The sequence below is a fragment of the Parasediminibacterium sp. HNIBRBA5674 genome, from assembly GCF_056745525.1.
Map to the genome: position 1 here is coordinate 1 of NZ_JBQWIE010000037.1, position 15,136 is coordinate 15,136.

Consider the following 15,136-nt stretch of genomic DNA (forward strand, 5'->3'; position numbering starts at 1 on the left):
TATAAGGCAGCGATTGATTTAGTAAACGAGTCATGTAAAAGACATTTTTGTAGAAAAAAGGTACAACTTTAGTAAGGTTTGCCATATATTTATAAATATTAAAACAGTATAAATACCTTGTTATGATGAAAAAGATGACTACCTATTTATTTGGAATTTTATTGGTTGGAACACTTTTACAAAGCTGTAAAAAGGATGATGGCGCACCAACTTATCCATCAGGGCAAGGTAGAGTTACCGCTACAGGTGGTTTAACATTTGATATTAGTGGTACAAATACTGTGTTTTCTAGAAAAACAACAGCTACAATTGATAGTATTTATATAGGCGCGGCTATAACTATTTCGCCAAGTATTACTGGTGCAGGCTTTATACTTAAAAACATATCAACTACTGGTACGTATTCTTTAGCAAGCAGCACGGCATCGCAAAATGCAGCGGCTGGCTACTATGCTGGAACTACTAATGCAGACGCTTATTCATCAACTTATACAAGTACAGGCCCTGGTACAATCACTGTTACCACAATATCTGCTGCTTCAATTGAAGGTACTTATACAACAAAAGTGACTAACTATTTAGGTACAGCAGTTTCGTACTCAGGTACTTTTAAAGGGTATTTTTAAATAAATAAGCGCTTCGCAAAATATTCAAATAGCCATCAAATTTTGATGGCTATTTGCTTTTTAGGTAACTTTTACTTCAAGTTTCTTGCTTACTGTAGGCAATCTTAGTAATCTTTTAGTCACACACATATCTTTGCAGGCATGAGAAAGTTAAGTATGGATGACTTGGGGCGAATGAGCAAAGAAGAATTTAAACAAGCCGAGAAAAATACCATAGTTACTGTGCTAGATAATATTAGAAGCATGCACAATGTAGGTAGCGTATTTAGAACAGCCGATGCGTTTTTAATTGAAGCCATTTGCCTTTGTGGTTTTACGCCGCAACCACCACATAGAGATATTCATAAAACAGCTTTAGGTGCAACAGAAACTGTAGATTGGTTGTATTATGAAGAGACAGCAAGTGCTGTAAACGATTTAAAACAACGTGGCTATAAAGTATATGCAGTAGAACAAGTTGAAGGCAGTATTTCTTTAGAGAACTTTGTAAATAATAGCAGTGAAAAAATTGCTGTGGTATTTGGTAATGAAGTTGAAGGTGTGGATGAAGCCATTTTGCCTTTGTGCGACGGTTGTATAGAAATACCGCAATTAGGCACCAAGCATTCTTTAAATATTAGTGTAGCTGCTGGTATTGTGTTGTGGAAATTGAGTGAACCAAGATTTAGTAAGTTTTAATTGATGAATGGAATGAGTAAAGTAAAGAATTATCTGTCGTTAGTAAAGTTTTCGCATACCATTTTCGCCATGCCTTTTGCGTTTATTGGTTTTTTTCTTGGGATTTTTAAAGGAAGGATTTCATCTAGTACACAAACAACAGTTTATCATTCTGCGAATTCACTTTATGGTGGTAGTAGCTTTGGTAGTGGTCAATGGAACTTGAATAGAAAAGCAACAATTATAGATGGCTTAATTAGCACATTAGCACAATATCACATTATCACATTTGTACTTGTACTTATCTGCATGATATCTGCACGTAGTGCTGCAATGGCTTTTAACCGTTATTTAGATAGAAGTTTTGATGCTAAAAATCCACGTACAGCTATAAGAGAAATACCTGCTGGTATTATTTCGGCAAATAGTGCTTTGCGTTTTGTGATTTTATCTTGTATCATTTTTGTAGTAGCCACATTTTTTATCAATACTATTTGCTTTGCACTTAGTCCTGTCGCCTTGTTTGTAATACTATTTTATAGCTACACCAAGCGTTTTACGGCTTTATGCCATTTGGTGCTAGGTTTGGGTTTATCGCTTGCACCAATAGGTGCTTACTTGGCTGTTACTGGTAAATTTGACATTTTATCTTTACTTTTTTCTTTCTCTGTAATTTTTTGGGTAAGTGGTTTCGATATCATTTTTGCGTTGCAAGATGTTGAGTTTGACCAATCGCAGCAACTGTATTCATTACCTGCAGTTTTGGGTAAAGGCAAAGGCTTACGTGTATCTGAAATATTGCATGTTGTAAGTGCTGCTTGTGTTATTGCAGCAGGTTTTTATGGTCATTTTCATTGGTTGTATTGGCTTGGTGTCGCAGTATTTGTAGCCATGCTTATTTACCAACATGCCATTGTAAAACCTAATGATTTGAGTAAAGTAAACTTGGCTTTTATGACTGCTAATGGTATTGCAAGCGTGGTATTTGCAGTGTTTGTGATAGCGGATTTAGTGGTCTTTTAATAACACTAATGGTTGCGAATTACACGAATTTTCCAATTAATTTAAAAATCCCTCTTTAGGGGTTAGGGGCTATGGCACGAATTCTTTGTTTAGATTATGGCGCAAAGCGCACAGGCATTGCAGTTACTGATCCTATGCAGATTATTGCCACCGCATTAATGACCATTGATACCAAAACCTTAATGCCTTTTTTAAAAGACTATTTTTCCAAAGAATCGGTGGAATTAATTCTCATTGGTTTGCCTTTGAATTTGGATGATACACCTACACATGGCACGCCTTTGGTTTTGACCGCTATTAAGCAGTTACAAAAAAACTTTCCTACAATACCAGTGCAAACAGTAGATGAGCGCTATTCTTCTAAAAATGCCACAAGATCCATGGTAGAAATGGGCATGAAAAAGAAAGACAGACAGGTAAAAGCTAATATTGACCAAGTAGCTGCCACCATGTTGCTACAAGAGTATTTGCTTAATCGCTAGTTAACAACTGCGCATCGCTTATATTTGCCCTCTTAAATTACATTTTTAATACCTGCCTAGAGGTAGGATTTCTTGAGTTATATGATTTTACCTATAGTAGCCTACGGCAATCCCATTTTACGCAAAGTAGCAGAAGATATTACCCCTGATTATCCTGAGTTGAAAAAACTTTTAGATGATATGTGGGAAACAATGTACAGTAGCTATGGTGTTGGCTTGGCTGCACCTCAAATAAATAGAAATATTCGCTTGTTTATTGTTGATAGTAAGCAAATATTTGACAATCAAGATGAAGAAGATAAAGGCAAATACAGCGATGAACCTGGCTTAAAAGAAACTTTCATCAACGCTAAAATTATAGAGCTATCTGGGCCAGAATGGGTGTATAACGAAGGCTGTTTGTCTATACCAAAAATTAGAGAAGATGTAAGTCGCCACGAAACAGTGGTGCTTGAATATTTAGATGCCAATTTTAAACCACAATTAAAAACATTTACTGGCATTACGGCTCGTGTAATTTTACATGAGTACGACCATATTGAAGGTAAATTATTCATCGATTACCTAAAACCTTTGCGCAAAAAAATGCTTGGTAGTAAATTGACCGATATTACCAAAGGCAAAGTGAAAGTAGATTATAGAATGAGTTTTGGCAAATGATAATACGCCTATGGATAGCTTTTCTATTAATAAGTGCTGTGGCCACAGCGCAGGATACTTCTATCATTATTGACAACAAAAAAATAAACCTACCAGAAGTTGTAGTGCGTAATCATTTTGATTATAAAAAAGTACTGCAACAAATTAAAGACGATACTACGTTTTACAAGGCTTTTCGCAACTTGCGGATTCTAAATTATTCATCATTTAATGATATAAAAATGATGGATAAAAACGGTGTAGTAAAAGCTTCTTTATTTGGTAAAACGCAACAGCAACGTGCTGCAGGTTGTAGAACAATGACCATTTTGCAAGAGCAAACAACTGGCGATTTTTACGATAAAAATCATAATTACAATTACTTAACTGCTGAATTGTATGCAGCCTTGTTTTTTACCAAAGGCAAAATATGCGGTGAGGATAATATTGTAACTGGTCATGTGATTTCTACGGCTGGGCAATCTGGCATTAGCAAACACAAAGAGCAGTTGAAAATGCTTTTTTTTAACCCAGGTAAAAAGATAAAAGGCATACCATTTATAGGCGATAAACTAGACTTGTACGATGATCATGCTGCTAAAGTGTACGATTATCGCTTAGATGTACAAGAGTTTCAAGGTAAGCCTTGCTATGTTTTTTCCATTACGCCTAAAGAAAAGCTTGGGCTGTTTAGAAAAGATGATATAGTAGTAGATGCAATGATTACTTGGTTTGATATTAAAACCCTTGAGGTACTTGCAAGAAATTACGCACTTAGCTACAAAGCAGGTGTATACGATTTTGATGTGAGTATGGAGGTAGAAATGACGAAATTTGAAGGTTTGTTAGTGCCTAAAATTCTGCGCTATACAGGTAATTGGGATGTTGTGTTTAAGAAAAGAGAACGTGGCGTTTTTACCGCAACGCTATTTGATTTTAAGAAAGAATAGTTTTCTGGTTTTAGAAACAAGTCAGATTTTTTAATTTGACTTGTTCCAAGTTTTAGAAATAAGCCAAATTACATGACGTGGTGTATTTCCGATTTTGCAAATAGGGCAAATTACGTGATGTAGTGTATTGTAACTTTTGCAAGTAAGGCGAATTACATAATGTAGTATATTGCAACTTTTACAGATAGGGTAAATTATATGATGCGATGTATTGTAACTTTTGCAAGTAGGGCAAATTATTTAATGTGCTGTATTTCTAATTTTGGAAATACACCAAATTGCTTATGTAGTGCATAGTTTAAAACTGCAAGCCCACTCTTAGTGCCAATCTTTTGTAATAAAAATCAAAATCGTAAGTTGATGGACGTGGATATATACTATATAATGTAACATAGGGATTGTAGTCTCTTTCTGTATAACTCAAATGCTTGTAACTAAAACCTGCCGTAATATTTAAGCTAGTTTTCTTACTTATTTTTTTTGATAAACCAACACCTAATTCGCCATAAAACGTGTTGTTTAGGTCAAAATAATATTGGTTGTTAAAGTCTTTTGCTGCAAAATTTCCCCAACGTAAGGTATAGTTAATCCCAGCATCTGCATATACCAATGGCTGCCATTTTTTAAGGCCAAAAGTTCTTCTTACATCTACAAATACAGGAATGCTTTTAGTGCCATAATTATCTAATCCTACACCAAGGCCTAGTTGCCATTCATCTATTTTAATACCATTGATGGTTTGTAGTGTAAAGGCATTTTGTGAGCTACCACCTAGCAAGCCAATATTAGTAATGTTGTTGTATTTTATGGCTTTCTTTTGCGCATTTACCAATGAATACGAAAGTAATAACAGCGCTAGTAATTTGTACTTCATGGCTTAGTTGTTTAGTGATATTTTACTTAATAAAGTAACGTCATTGCTGTTTTTGTAGCTAAATTGGTACAAGCCTTCAGAAGTAGTTACATAGGCAATACCATCTAATGCAATCACATCGCTAGTAGTACCTATAGTCATTGTTTTGGTTTGTTTTAGGTTCAGTGGGTCTGTTGCATCAAATATTTTCAAGCCTGCTTCACTATCGCAAATAAATAGCAAATTGCCGTCTTTGCTTAAGCCATAAGGTCTCGTAAGATTGTAGCTTTTTAGCCATTTGCTTTTAGTAACGTCAGTAATATCAATGATGTCTAGTTGATTTTGATTACCCATACAAGTAAAGAAACCTGTAGAAGGATTGTTGTTTGAATGAAGGGTTACAAAGGCATATTTATCGTCTGCAATTACTGGGTCGCATAGGCGTGCATGTGCAAATAAGCTCAGTTGATTTGGCTTTTCTGGGTTGCTTAAACCATAGATAAACATACCTGTTTGCGTGCCAATAAAGAGATTGTTTTTAAACGGAAAAACAGTTTCTAAGCCCCAAGCAATGTTGGTAGAAGTTGCAGCTTTTGGTGCATCAGGTTGTGAGATATTAATTGCTTTAAGTTCGCTAGAAGTAAGTGCATACAAGTAGTTATCTACAATAGCGTACTTAGATGTAGAACCTGTAACACCAATACCTTTACCGCTACTTGTGGAAGCTGCCGATGAAAAAGCGATGCCACCCATCCAATTGATATTAGAAGTAATGTAGCTGCCATTTTTCCAAATGCCTTGCCCTTCTGCAATGTCAATATTTATTGTGGTGTCTCTTACTTGCCAATCGACAATTACTTTACCACTATCTACTGAAAAGCCATTAATATTCCTTCGCTCTGGAAATAAATTATTGATGAAGTTTTTGGTAACAATATTGTTAGGATTACTAACATCAATAGCCATTAAATCGGTAAAACAATCGGCAAATAAAATATTGTCTTTTATGGCTAAATTCTCATTGCCAGGTATATTGATAAATGCTTTGTTTATTGGATTCGAAGGGTTGGTGTTGTCAATAATATGAATGCCTTTTTGAGGTTCATTTAGGTAAATGTAATTGCCAATGAGTACCATTTTGCCCACACTGTTAATTGGTTTAGGCGCATCATTTTTTACAGAAGCCCTCACTTGTTGCGTAGTTTGAAAAATGGGTGTGTAAATTTTATAGGTTTTGGTGCCACTATCTTTAAAGCAACTTGTAAACAAAAAAATGGCAGTAGCTATTGGTAATAGCTTGTAAAAAGTGTGACGTAGCATGGTATTATTTTTTAGATTTTTTCTTGTTTGAAAATGAGATAGGCGTACTTAGTTGAAGATTGTATTGAACAAAATGGTTTTTATCTGTTACTTGAGATTGAATAGGAGAAAGCGTGTAAGATGCGATGGCAGCCAAGTTTAATTTCTGCGAAAAAGCATATGATAAGCCACCATGTACACCAAATAGCCATCTATTATTTACAGATACATCATAATAAAATCTGCCAGTATTTGCGTTACTAATAAGCCATTTTTCAGAAATTACATAAGCTAAAGAACCGCCCATTAGTACATTTAATTGATGCTTGCTATTAGGTTGTAAGTTGTAAGCAAAAGTGATTGGCAATTGTAACCAATGTGCTTTATTGGTAATTGAGTTGTTATTGTCGGCTATAAAACTATTGGTGAAGCCAGTAGTGGTATCTGCTTTTACACCATGTTGGTTGGTTAAATACTGATACTTTAAGCCTGTTAGTAACTGCCAATGTTTACCTAATTCAGTATTGTACGCTAGACCTACTTGTACATTAAAGCCAGTTTTTGGTGAAGTAATAATAGGTTGGTTATTGTTAGATGCACCAGTAAAACCACCATTGCCAATTGAGGCACTACTGCTAACACCAGTATTATTATTTTTATAATTTAATGTAGTTCGTAAAATACCGCCACCAATTGTTACTAACCAACGAGATTGTTTTGAAGCTTTTCTATCTTTTGTAACAGTCTTACTAGTATCTATATCTTGGCTAGATTTTATGATTGTAACTATGCTGTCGCTTTGCTTTTCAAATGATGTTATTGGTTGATTATTAAGATTAATATCATCGCTCTTAACTATAACATTATCAGTGCTTTCAGTTTTAATGCTACTATTCGTAATTAATTCTTTTTTAGCTGTTCTATTATTGTTCGTATTAGTATTTTGCTGGTAAATTGGTATTGTAATTTTAGGTTTGCCAAGTAATACTTTTTGATGCTTTTCAATTGCAATAACTACTTCTTTATCAATGATTAATGGCTTATTAGTTTCTTTTTTAGTTTCAATCGGTGAAGTGTTTTTTGTTGAATTAATTGCCTTGTTAATATTCATTTGATTATTGGCAATTTCCTTGGGTGTAATTGTTGATATTCGGTTGATTATTAACCAATAACTAATAGCGCTGACACCAATAATTACAGCACTTAACCACCACCAAATGATGAAACGTCTTTTGCGTTCTGGATGTAAAGCTGCATCTACCTCTTGCCAAACAATAGGTGAGGGCTGCAACTTAAAATCATCTAGCTGCTGAGATATATTATGTTCAAATGTCTCCTGCATATTGTTTGCTTAAAGTATTCTGTTCATTTTTTTTTAATGCTGTAATCAACATAGCTCTTGCTCTGCTATATTGGCTTCTTACAGTATTTACATTGATATTCAATAGTTCTGATACTTCTATGTGATTATAACCCTCAATCGCTACCAAGTTAAAAATGGTTTGATAACCTGAGGGTAAATCTCTAATAATGTCAACTATCGCCTTGGTATTCAAGTTGATGGATGGATTATCATCGCTTACAGGATGCAGCGTTATGTCCTCAAGCTGTAAGTCTTTTTTATAGCGATTATGCTTTTGTAAATACGCAAGCGAACTATTTACCATTATTCGTCTTATCCATGCACCTAAATCACCTTCTTGCTTGTATTGATGTAGTTTGGTAAATACTTTTATAAACCCATCTTGCAACACGTCTTCTGCGTCTTCTAAGCTTTTTGTATACCGATAGCAAACACCAAGCATAGTAGGTGCGTACAAGTTGTATAACTCGTACTGTGCCTCACGCTTGCCTTTTAAGCAGGCTTTAATTAAATCTTGGTGTTGTTCCATTGGTATAACAATAGTATGACTTAGGCTTTATGCTTTTCATTGCAGCGGACAGAAAATATATTTAGGTAATAAATAAATAACCATAATCTGTGGCACTTTTAGCTTTACAAGTAGTATAACATAAGTTTTATTATTAAATCTGTCATTTTTGCAGCATTATTTTTTAGTATTTTACATTGCTATAGGTCTGCTATCGATATACTCAAGGTATACTCTTTCTATACTGTAAGTGTACAAAAGTAATAGGCGCTTTTCTGACACATTGCCATACAAATTGTTAACTGTGCTAGTTATTTATTGGTTGCTTTTCTTACATTTCATTTTACTAATTTTTGCCAATAAAAACGTTTTGCTAATGCAGCAAAATCATAGATTATTAGTTCTTAACAATGGTACAAAAACATCACATTAACAAATAAACAAAAACTGCTTATTTTACAGCCTATTTATGACCATAAACATGCTAAGATTGAAATTGTGTTTTGGGCTTTCTCTGTTATTGCTTGTTGCAAGTAACGGTCAGGCTCAATTTAGAAAATATTCTAACGAATTTTTAAACATTGGTGCTGGTGCAAGAGGCCTTGGTATGGGCGGCTCACAAGTGGCTAGTGTAAACGATGCTACTTCGGGTTATTGGAATCCTGCAGCTTTAACCAATGTTACGCTGCATCCACAACTAAGTGTTATGCACGCTGAATATTTTTCTGGCATAGCCAAATACGACTTTGCTGGCTTGGCTTTACCTACTAAAAATGGTAACAGAACTTTGGGTATTTCGGTGCTTCGCTTTGCGGTTGATGATATACCAAATACCTTGTACTTGGTAGAGCCAGATGGTTCTATCAACTACAACAATATCTCTACATTTTCTTCTGCTGATTATGCGTTTTTATTGAGCTACTCGCAAAAATTACGTGACGATGATGACATGAAACTAAGCGTTGGTGGCAACGCAAAAGTTATTTACCGTAAGGTGGGTAGTTTTGCACAAGCATGGGGTTTTGGTTTCGATGTAGGTATTCAAATGCAAAAAAGAAACTGGCGCTTGGCGGCAGTGTTACGTGATGCTACCACCACTTTTAATGCTTGGAGTTTTTCATTTACCGACAGAGAAAAAGAAGTTTTATACTTAACTAATAACGATATACCTGTAAAAAGTACCGAAATGACTGCACCAAGATTGGTGCTTGGTACAGGTTACAATTTTGCTTTTAATGACAAGTTTCACTTGCTAGCTGAAGCTAATTTAAGTTGCACATTTGATGGGAAGCGTAATACTGTGCTTAGTTCTAGCGCTGTAAGCATTGATCCAAGTATAGGCCTTGAAGCAAATTTTAATAATAACTTGTTTCTGCGTGGCGGTATTTCTAATTTTCAGCAAGCCTTAAGCGATGGTGATACTACTAACCAAAAAAAGGTGTGGATTTACCAACCAAGTGTTGGTGCCGGGTTTAGATTTGGCAATGTTGGTATCGATTATGCGTTTACAAATTTGGCTAATCAATCAAATCCATTATACACGCACATTTTTTCTTTAAAAATAGATTTAGTTAGAAAAGAAAAGTAAAGTTGTAACGCTCATTTTATGCGAAAAATATTTGCCATCATCATACTGTTATTTGCTGCCAAATTAGTGGCACAGCCTATTAATAACGAATGGATTGACTACACCAAAACTTACTACAAGTTTAAGGTGGGCAAAACTGGTTTGTATAGAATAAGACAAACCGATTTGCCAACGGCTTTACAATCTGTAAATGCCAATCAATTTCAATTGTGGCGCAATGGTAAGCAAGTAACATTGTACACAAGTGTAAGTAACGCTGCCTTATCTAGCAACGACTACATTGAGTTTTGGGGCGATAGAAATGATGGTGCTACAGATAAATATTTGTACCGTGATGCAAGCTTTCAAGTAAGTGATAAAGTGAGTTTGCAAACAGATACGGCTGCGTTCTTTTTAACGGTTAATAGTATTGTGGCTAATAATTTGCGCTACGCAAATGGTACTAACGATGTAGCTAACAATACCTTGCCTGCTGATGCTTATTTCATGTACAATCACCGCATTAATTTCATAGACATTATTAACCGTGGTTATGCTGTAAATGCGGGTGAAAATGTGTATTCATCATCGTATGATATTGGTGAGTTTTGGAGCTCTCGAGAAATTCAATTGGCTTCGCCTTTAACGGTCAACATACCTAATTTATATGCAGCCAATGTTGCTGTTGCAGCAAGTGTTACAAGTGCTTTTGCAGCTAATGCCAATAAAAATAGAAACGTACAATTAAGGCTAAATAACACCTTACTAATAGACCAACCCTTAAACGGTTTTACAGCCACAACAGCCAATAATGCCAATGTCAATTTAGCAGGGTTAACCAATACAACCGATAATTTCAATCTTAAAATTGTAACTTCAGATAGTTTTGATAGGGTAGTGTGTGCCTACATTGATTTGAAATATCCTCGTCAATTTAATTTTGGTGGTGCGGCTAATTTTAGTTTCATGTTAGCGGCTTCGCCAAATGGCAATTTCTTAAACATTACCAACTTTAGTGCAGGTGCTGCCACACCAGTTTTATATGATGTAACCAATAATATTCGCTATGCAGCAAATACAGCAACAGCAGGTGTTTTAAGGTTTGCATTGCCTGCTTCTAGCACAGAAACCAATTTTATTTTAGTAAGTGAAGATGCTAGTAATATCACTTACGCCAGTAGTTTTCAGCAGCGTAATTTTATTAACTATGCTACCACTTCTAATCAAGGCGACTATTTAATTGTGTCTAACAAATTATTAATGACAGGTACCAATCCTGTAGAGCAATACAGACAGTATAGGGTAAGCGGTGCAGGCGGTAGTTACAATGCCAAAGTGTATGATATAGATGAACTGGTAGATCAATTTGCGTATGGTATAAAAAAGCATCCATTGAGTATTAAAAACTTTGTGCGTTACGCAAAAGCTACGTTTAGCAAGCAACCAAGTTTTATCTTGTTAATGGGTAAAGGTGTATCGTACGATGCGTATAGAAGCCATGAGTCATCACCATTTGCCGATAGGCTAAACCTAGTGCCAACTTGGGGCTGGCCAGCAAGCGATAACTTATTGGTATCAGCAGATTTAAGCCCCATACCATCCATTAATGTAGGTAGATTATCTGTTGCAGGTACGCAAGAATTAACCGATTATTTACAAAAAGTAAAAGACTACGAATTACAAGCAACATCAACCAATCAAACCATAAGCAACAAAGCATGGATGAAGCAAATGGTGCATGTAGTAGGTGCAGAAGATGCAGGTTTAGATGCATTACTAACCTTTTACTTAAAGAACTATGAGAACATTGTAAGAGATACATTGATGGGGGCAACGGTTACCAACTTTAACAAAACAAGTACCGCTGCTATTGCAACCACTAGTACACAAATGAGCAATCTGTTTTCTAATGGTATCAGTATGTTGTCTTATTTCGGTCACTCGGCAGCATCTGCTTTAAGCTACAATTTAAACGATCCTCAAGATTATAACAATGTAGGTAAGTACCCTATGTTTTTGGTTAATGGTTGTAGCGCTGGTAATTTCTTCGATTTTGATACTACAAGAACATTTCTAATTACCTCTTTAGCAGAAAAATTTGTATCGGCGCAAAACCGCGGTGCTATTGGCTTTATAGGTAGCACACACTTTGGTTTAACCACTTATTTAGATACCTATTCTAACGGTTTTTATAAATCATTAGCCAATGCTGGTTATGGTAAACCGGTTACCAAAAACATCATTGATGGTATTACAGCGCTAAAAAATAGTTCTTCTAATTTCTTGGATTATTTTTCTAGAATACATGCTGAAGAAACCGTTTTAAATGGTGACCCAAGTATTGCCATTTACGCAGCAGCTAAGCCCGATTTTGTAGTTGAAGATCCGCAAGTAAGTATTAGCCCTTCAGTAATTTCTGTGAATGATAATCAATTTACAGTGAAAGCCTACTTGTATAATGTAGGTAAAGCAACGGGTGACTCTGTAACAGCTTTGGTAAGACGTCAATATCCTGATGGTAGTTTGCAAACAATTTACAACCAACGCATTAAAAGTGTGCGTTACATGGATTCAATTAGTTTGAACGTGCCAATTATTGCTACTAGAGATAAAGGCAATAATGCTATTATTGTAAGTATTGATAGCGATAACAAATACGATGAACAAAATGAAGTGAATAACAGTATTACCAAGCAGTTTATAATTTTTGATGATGCAGTAACTACGGTGTATCCATTGAATCACGCAATAGTGAATAAGCCTATTATTAAGTTGATTGCTTCTACAGCCAATCCATTAAGTACTCAGCGTAATTATGTGATGGATATTGATACCACTGAATTGTTCAATTCTAGTTTTAAAGTCACTAAAAACTTAGCGTCAGTTGGTGGTGCACTAGAGTTTGATCTTGGCTTTAGTTTTAAAGATAGTACCGTATATTATTGGCGTGTTGCGCAAGTGCCTACAAGCGGTAGCTATGTGTATAGCAAAAGCAGTTTTATTTATTTGGCAAATGCAAATTCACCTGGGTTTAATCAATCGCACGTGTATCAGCAAACGCATAGTACGCTTAACCAAATAAGTATTGATACAGTAAAACGTAAGTTTAATTTTACCCCAAATCCTACAAAAATAACCGTACGCAATGCTGTGTATCCTTATGGTAGCGATGCAGAAATTAATTATTCGGTTGCAATTAACGATAATATTAACCCTGCAATTAAAGGTGCGTCATATAGGGCTACTAATATTACGTTCAATGTGTTTGATTCTGTGAGTTTAAAAGCCATGTTTAATACCAACTCTGGTCAGCCTGGTCAATATGGCTCATTAGCTGGGCAAGCTGGGGCTAATTCTGGTCGTGAATATGATTTTGCATTTGCTACCAACAACGCAACTGATAGAAAGAAGGCAATGGATTTTATGGATAATATTATTCCATCTGGTGCTTATGTGGTGGTAAGGTCTATGATTATTGAACCTTTTGGTTACGATTTTGCCAATGATTTGAAGCAAGATGAAAGCGTTTACGGTACTGGTAATAGTTTATACCATCGCTTAAAAAATGCAGGTTTTGCAGATATTGATTCATTTAACAGACCAAGAAGTTTTGTATTTATTTATCGCAAAGGCGGTAGTGGTTTTGTGCCAGTATATAAATTTTCTGTAGATAAATATGACAAGGTAGTGCTTGATGCAACTGTAACACCTTTGCACAATACTGGTAGTATTCTTTCGCCGTTGTTTGGCAAAGCGCAGCAATGGAAACAATTGGTATTTGCAGGTACAAGAACTGATGCTAGCGATATTGTAAAAGTTCAGGTACTTGGCACTAAAGTAAATGCTACGGTAGCAGATACTTTGTTCACAGTCAATGAAACGCAGACTACTGTTGATTTATCTAGCGTTAATGCAATTACTTACCCTTACTTGCAATTGTATGTAACCCTTACCGATACCGTAAAATTGAACCCTTATCAGTTTAAATATTGGCGCTTTTTGTACAATCCTATACCAGAAGGCGCTATTGCACCAAACATTAAATACACATTTAAAGACACGCTTGAGGCAGGCGAAAATTTAAACCTTGGCTTAGCGTTTAAAAATATTAGTGACGTGGCTTTTCCTGATAGTATTTTGGTGAAAATGCAAATAGTGGATAAAAACAATACTACCACAACCTTACCGCCTACTAGACTGAAGAAGATTGTTTCAGGCGATACAGCAATGGTAGTAGCAACCATTAATACCAAAAACTTTAGTGGTACTAATACTTTATTTGTAGATGTAAATCCTGAAAATGCGCAGCCTGAGCAGTATCATTTTAACAACTTTGTGTACAAGAATTTTGTGGTGAAGAATGATATCATCAAGCCAATATTGGATGTAACATTTGATGGGGTACACATTTTAAACAATGATATTGTAGCTGCCAAGCCAGCCATACACATCAAGTTGAAAGACGAGTCGATGTATCAGGCATTAGACGATACATCTTTAATGGCGTTGCAATTACGTTTTCCAGATAATTCGTTGCGTAAGTACCGCTTTAATACTGATACTTTGCGCTTTACAGCCGCCAATTTATCTAGTGGCGAAAATGCTGCTACCATTGATTTTACACCTTATTTATTACTTGATGGTAAGTACGAATTGATAGTAACGGGTAAAGATAAAAATGGCAATACTTCTGGTTCGCAAGAATACCGTGTAACATTTACTGTGTACAATAAAGCCATGATAAGTAATGTGTTTAACTATCCAAATCCATTTACAACCTCTACAGCTTTTGCCTTTACACTTACAGGTACGGTAATACCACAGAACATTAAAATTCAAATATTAACTGTAACAGGTAAAATAGTGAGAGAAATCACGAAAGACGAATTAGGGCCTTTGCACATTGGAAATAATATCACCGAGTTTAAATGGGATGGCACAGATATGTATGGTAGTAAATTGGGTAATGGTGTGTATTTGTATCGTGTAGTTACCAATTTAAATGGCAGCAACTTAGAGAAGTTTAATGTACCTACAGATAAAGCCAATAGCACCGATGCTTACTTTAAAGCAGGCTATGGCAAAATGTATTTAATGCGCTAAACTATTAAATGGTTAATCATTAAACTATCAACAGCCAACGCTGTTATTATTCGTTTATTTGCGGCA

General features: G+C 35.4%; 12 protein-coding genes. 8 read left to right on the top strand and 4 right to left on the bottom strand.

What is annotated here, in order from left to right:
• Window positions 1–122: 122 nt before the first annotated feature.
• From ACT9TX_RS15370 to ACT9TX_RS15395, 6 genes are all read left to right on the top strand, one after another.
• The gene (locus ACT9TX_RS15370; protein WP_481339595.1) at window positions 123–626 is read left to right on the top strand and encodes a hypothetical protein; all 504 of its coding nucleotides are present in this window, start codon (window positions 123–125) and stop codon (window positions 624–626) included.
• A gap of 141 nt (window positions 627–767) precedes the next feature.
• Complete coding sequence (locus ACT9TX_RS15375; RefSeq protein WP_481339597.1) at window positions 768–1,304, top strand: RNA methyltransferase; 537 nt, start codon at window positions 768–770, stop codon at window positions 1,302–1,304.
• A 12-nt stretch (window positions 1,305–1,316) separates the two neighbouring features.
• Entirely contained in the window at window positions 1,317–2,306 is a 990-nt protein-coding gene (locus tag ACT9TX_RS15380) for a UbiA-like polyprenyltransferase (protein WP_481339599.1), read from the top strand.
• 71 nt (window positions 2,307–2,377) lie between these two features.
• Window positions 2,378–2,788: a Holliday junction resolvase RuvX gene (gene ruvX / locus ACT9TX_RS15385; protein WP_481339601.1), complete on the top strand. Its 411-nt coding sequence runs from the start codon at window positions 2,378–2,380 to the stop codon at window positions 2,786–2,788.
• An 81-nt stretch (window positions 2,789–2,869) separates the two neighbouring features.
• On the top strand, window positions 2,870–3,448 hold the full coding sequence (gene def, locus ACT9TX_RS15390) for a peptide deformylase (RefSeq protein WP_481339603.1): 579 nt from the start codon (window positions 2,870–2,872) through the stop codon (window positions 3,446–3,448).
• On the top strand, window positions 3,445–4,377 hold the full coding sequence (locus tag ACT9TX_RS15395) for a hypothetical protein (protein ID WP_481339605.1): 933 nt from the start codon (window positions 3,445–3,447) through the stop codon (window positions 4,375–4,377). The genes def and ACT9TX_RS15395 overlap by 4 nt, the downstream gene beginning before the upstream one ends.
• A gap of 298 nt (window positions 4,378–4,675) precedes the next feature.
• Here ACT9TX_RS15395 and ACT9TX_RS15400 read toward each other — a convergent pair whose 3' ends face one another.
• From ACT9TX_RS15400 to ACT9TX_RS15415, 4 genes are read right to left on the bottom strand one after another with little or no spacing between them, the layout of a single operon-like run.
• Window positions 4,676–5,251: a hypothetical protein gene (locus tag ACT9TX_RS15400; RefSeq protein WP_481339607.1), complete on the bottom strand. Its 576-nt coding sequence runs from the start codon at window positions 5,249–5,251 to the stop codon at window positions 4,676–4,678.
• Window positions 5,252–5,254: 3 nt separating this feature from the next.
• Complete coding sequence (locus tag ACT9TX_RS15405) at window positions 5,255–6,550, bottom strand: LVIVD repeat-containing protein (RefSeq protein ID WP_481339609.1); 1,296 nt, start codon at window positions 6,548–6,550, stop codon at window positions 5,255–5,257.
• Window positions 6,551–6,554: 4 nt separating this feature from the next.
• On the bottom strand, window positions 6,555–7,871 hold the full coding sequence (locus ACT9TX_RS15410) for a porin family protein (protein WP_481339610.1): 1,317 nt from the start codon (window positions 7,869–7,871) through the stop codon (window positions 6,555–6,557).
• Window positions 7,855–8,421, bottom strand: a complete 567-nt coding sequence (locus ACT9TX_RS15415) for an RNA polymerase sigma factor (protein WP_481339612.1) — start codon at window positions 8,419–8,421, stop codon at window positions 7,855–7,857. The genes ACT9TX_RS15410 and ACT9TX_RS15415 overlap by 17 nt, the downstream gene beginning before the upstream one ends.
• A 448-nt stretch (window positions 8,422–8,869) precedes the next feature.
• Between ACT9TX_RS15415 and ACT9TX_RS15420 the strand changes: the two genes are divergently transcribed.
• Window positions 8,870–9,988 (top strand): putative type IX sorting system protein PorV2, encoded by a 1,119-nt coding sequence (locus ACT9TX_RS15420; RefSeq protein ID WP_481339613.1) that lies wholly within the window; start codon window positions 8,870–8,872, stop codon window positions 9,986–9,988.
• 18 nt (window positions 9,989–10,006) lie between these two features.
• Entirely contained in the window at window positions 10,007–15,070 is a 5,064-nt protein-coding gene (gene porU2, locus ACT9TX_RS15425; RefSeq protein ID WP_481339615.1) for a putative type IX secretion system sortase PorU2, read from the top strand.
• The last annotated feature ends 66 nt before the right edge of the window (window positions 15,071–15,136 follow it).

Bases quoted from the DNA above. Each gene is read 5' to 3' on its own strand.
- ACT9TX_RS15375 (WP_481339597.1), top strand. From the start codon at position 768: ATGAGAAAGTTAAGTATGGATGACTTGGGGCGAATGAGCAAAGAAGAA.
- ACT9TX_RS15415 (WP_481339612.1), bottom strand. From the start codon at position 8,421: ATGGAACAACACCAAGATTTAATTAAAGCCTGCTTAAAAGGCAAGCGT.
- ACT9TX_RS15400 (WP_481339607.1), bottom strand. From the start codon at position 5,251: ATGAAGTACAAATTACTAGCGCTGTTATTACTTTCGTATTCATTGGTA.
- def (WP_481339603.1), top strand. From the start codon at position 2,870: ATGATTTTACCTATAGTAGCCTACGGCAATCCCATTTTACGCAAAGTA.
- ACT9TX_RS15410 (WP_481339610.1), bottom strand. From the start codon at position 7,871: ATGCAGGAGACATTTGAACATAATATATCTCAGCAGCTAGATGATTTT.
- ACT9TX_RS15380 (WP_481339599.1), top strand. From the start codon at position 1,317: ATGAGTAAAGTAAAGAATTATCTGTCGTTAGTAAAGTTTTCGCATACC.
- ruvX (WP_481339601.1), top strand. From the start codon at position 2,378: ATGGCACGAATTCTTTGTTTAGATTATGGCGCAAAGCGCACAGGCATT.
- ACT9TX_RS15405 (WP_481339609.1), bottom strand. From the start codon at position 6,550: ATGCTACGTCACACTTTTTACAAGCTATTACCAATAGCTACTGCCATT.
- porU2 (WP_481339615.1), top strand. From the start codon at position 10,007: ATGCGAAAAATATTTGCCATCATCATACTGTTATTTGCTGCCAAATTA.
- ACT9TX_RS15370 (WP_481339595.1), top strand. From the start codon at position 123: ATGATGAAAAAGATGACTACCTATTTATTTGGAATTTTATTGGTTGGA.
- ACT9TX_RS15395 (WP_481339605.1), top strand. From the start codon at position 3,445: ATGATAATACGCCTATGGATAGCTTTTCTATTAATAAGTGCTGTGGCC.
- ACT9TX_RS15420 (WP_481339613.1), top strand. From the start codon at position 8,870: ATGACCATAAACATGCTAAGATTGAAATTGTGTTTTGGGCTTTCTCTG.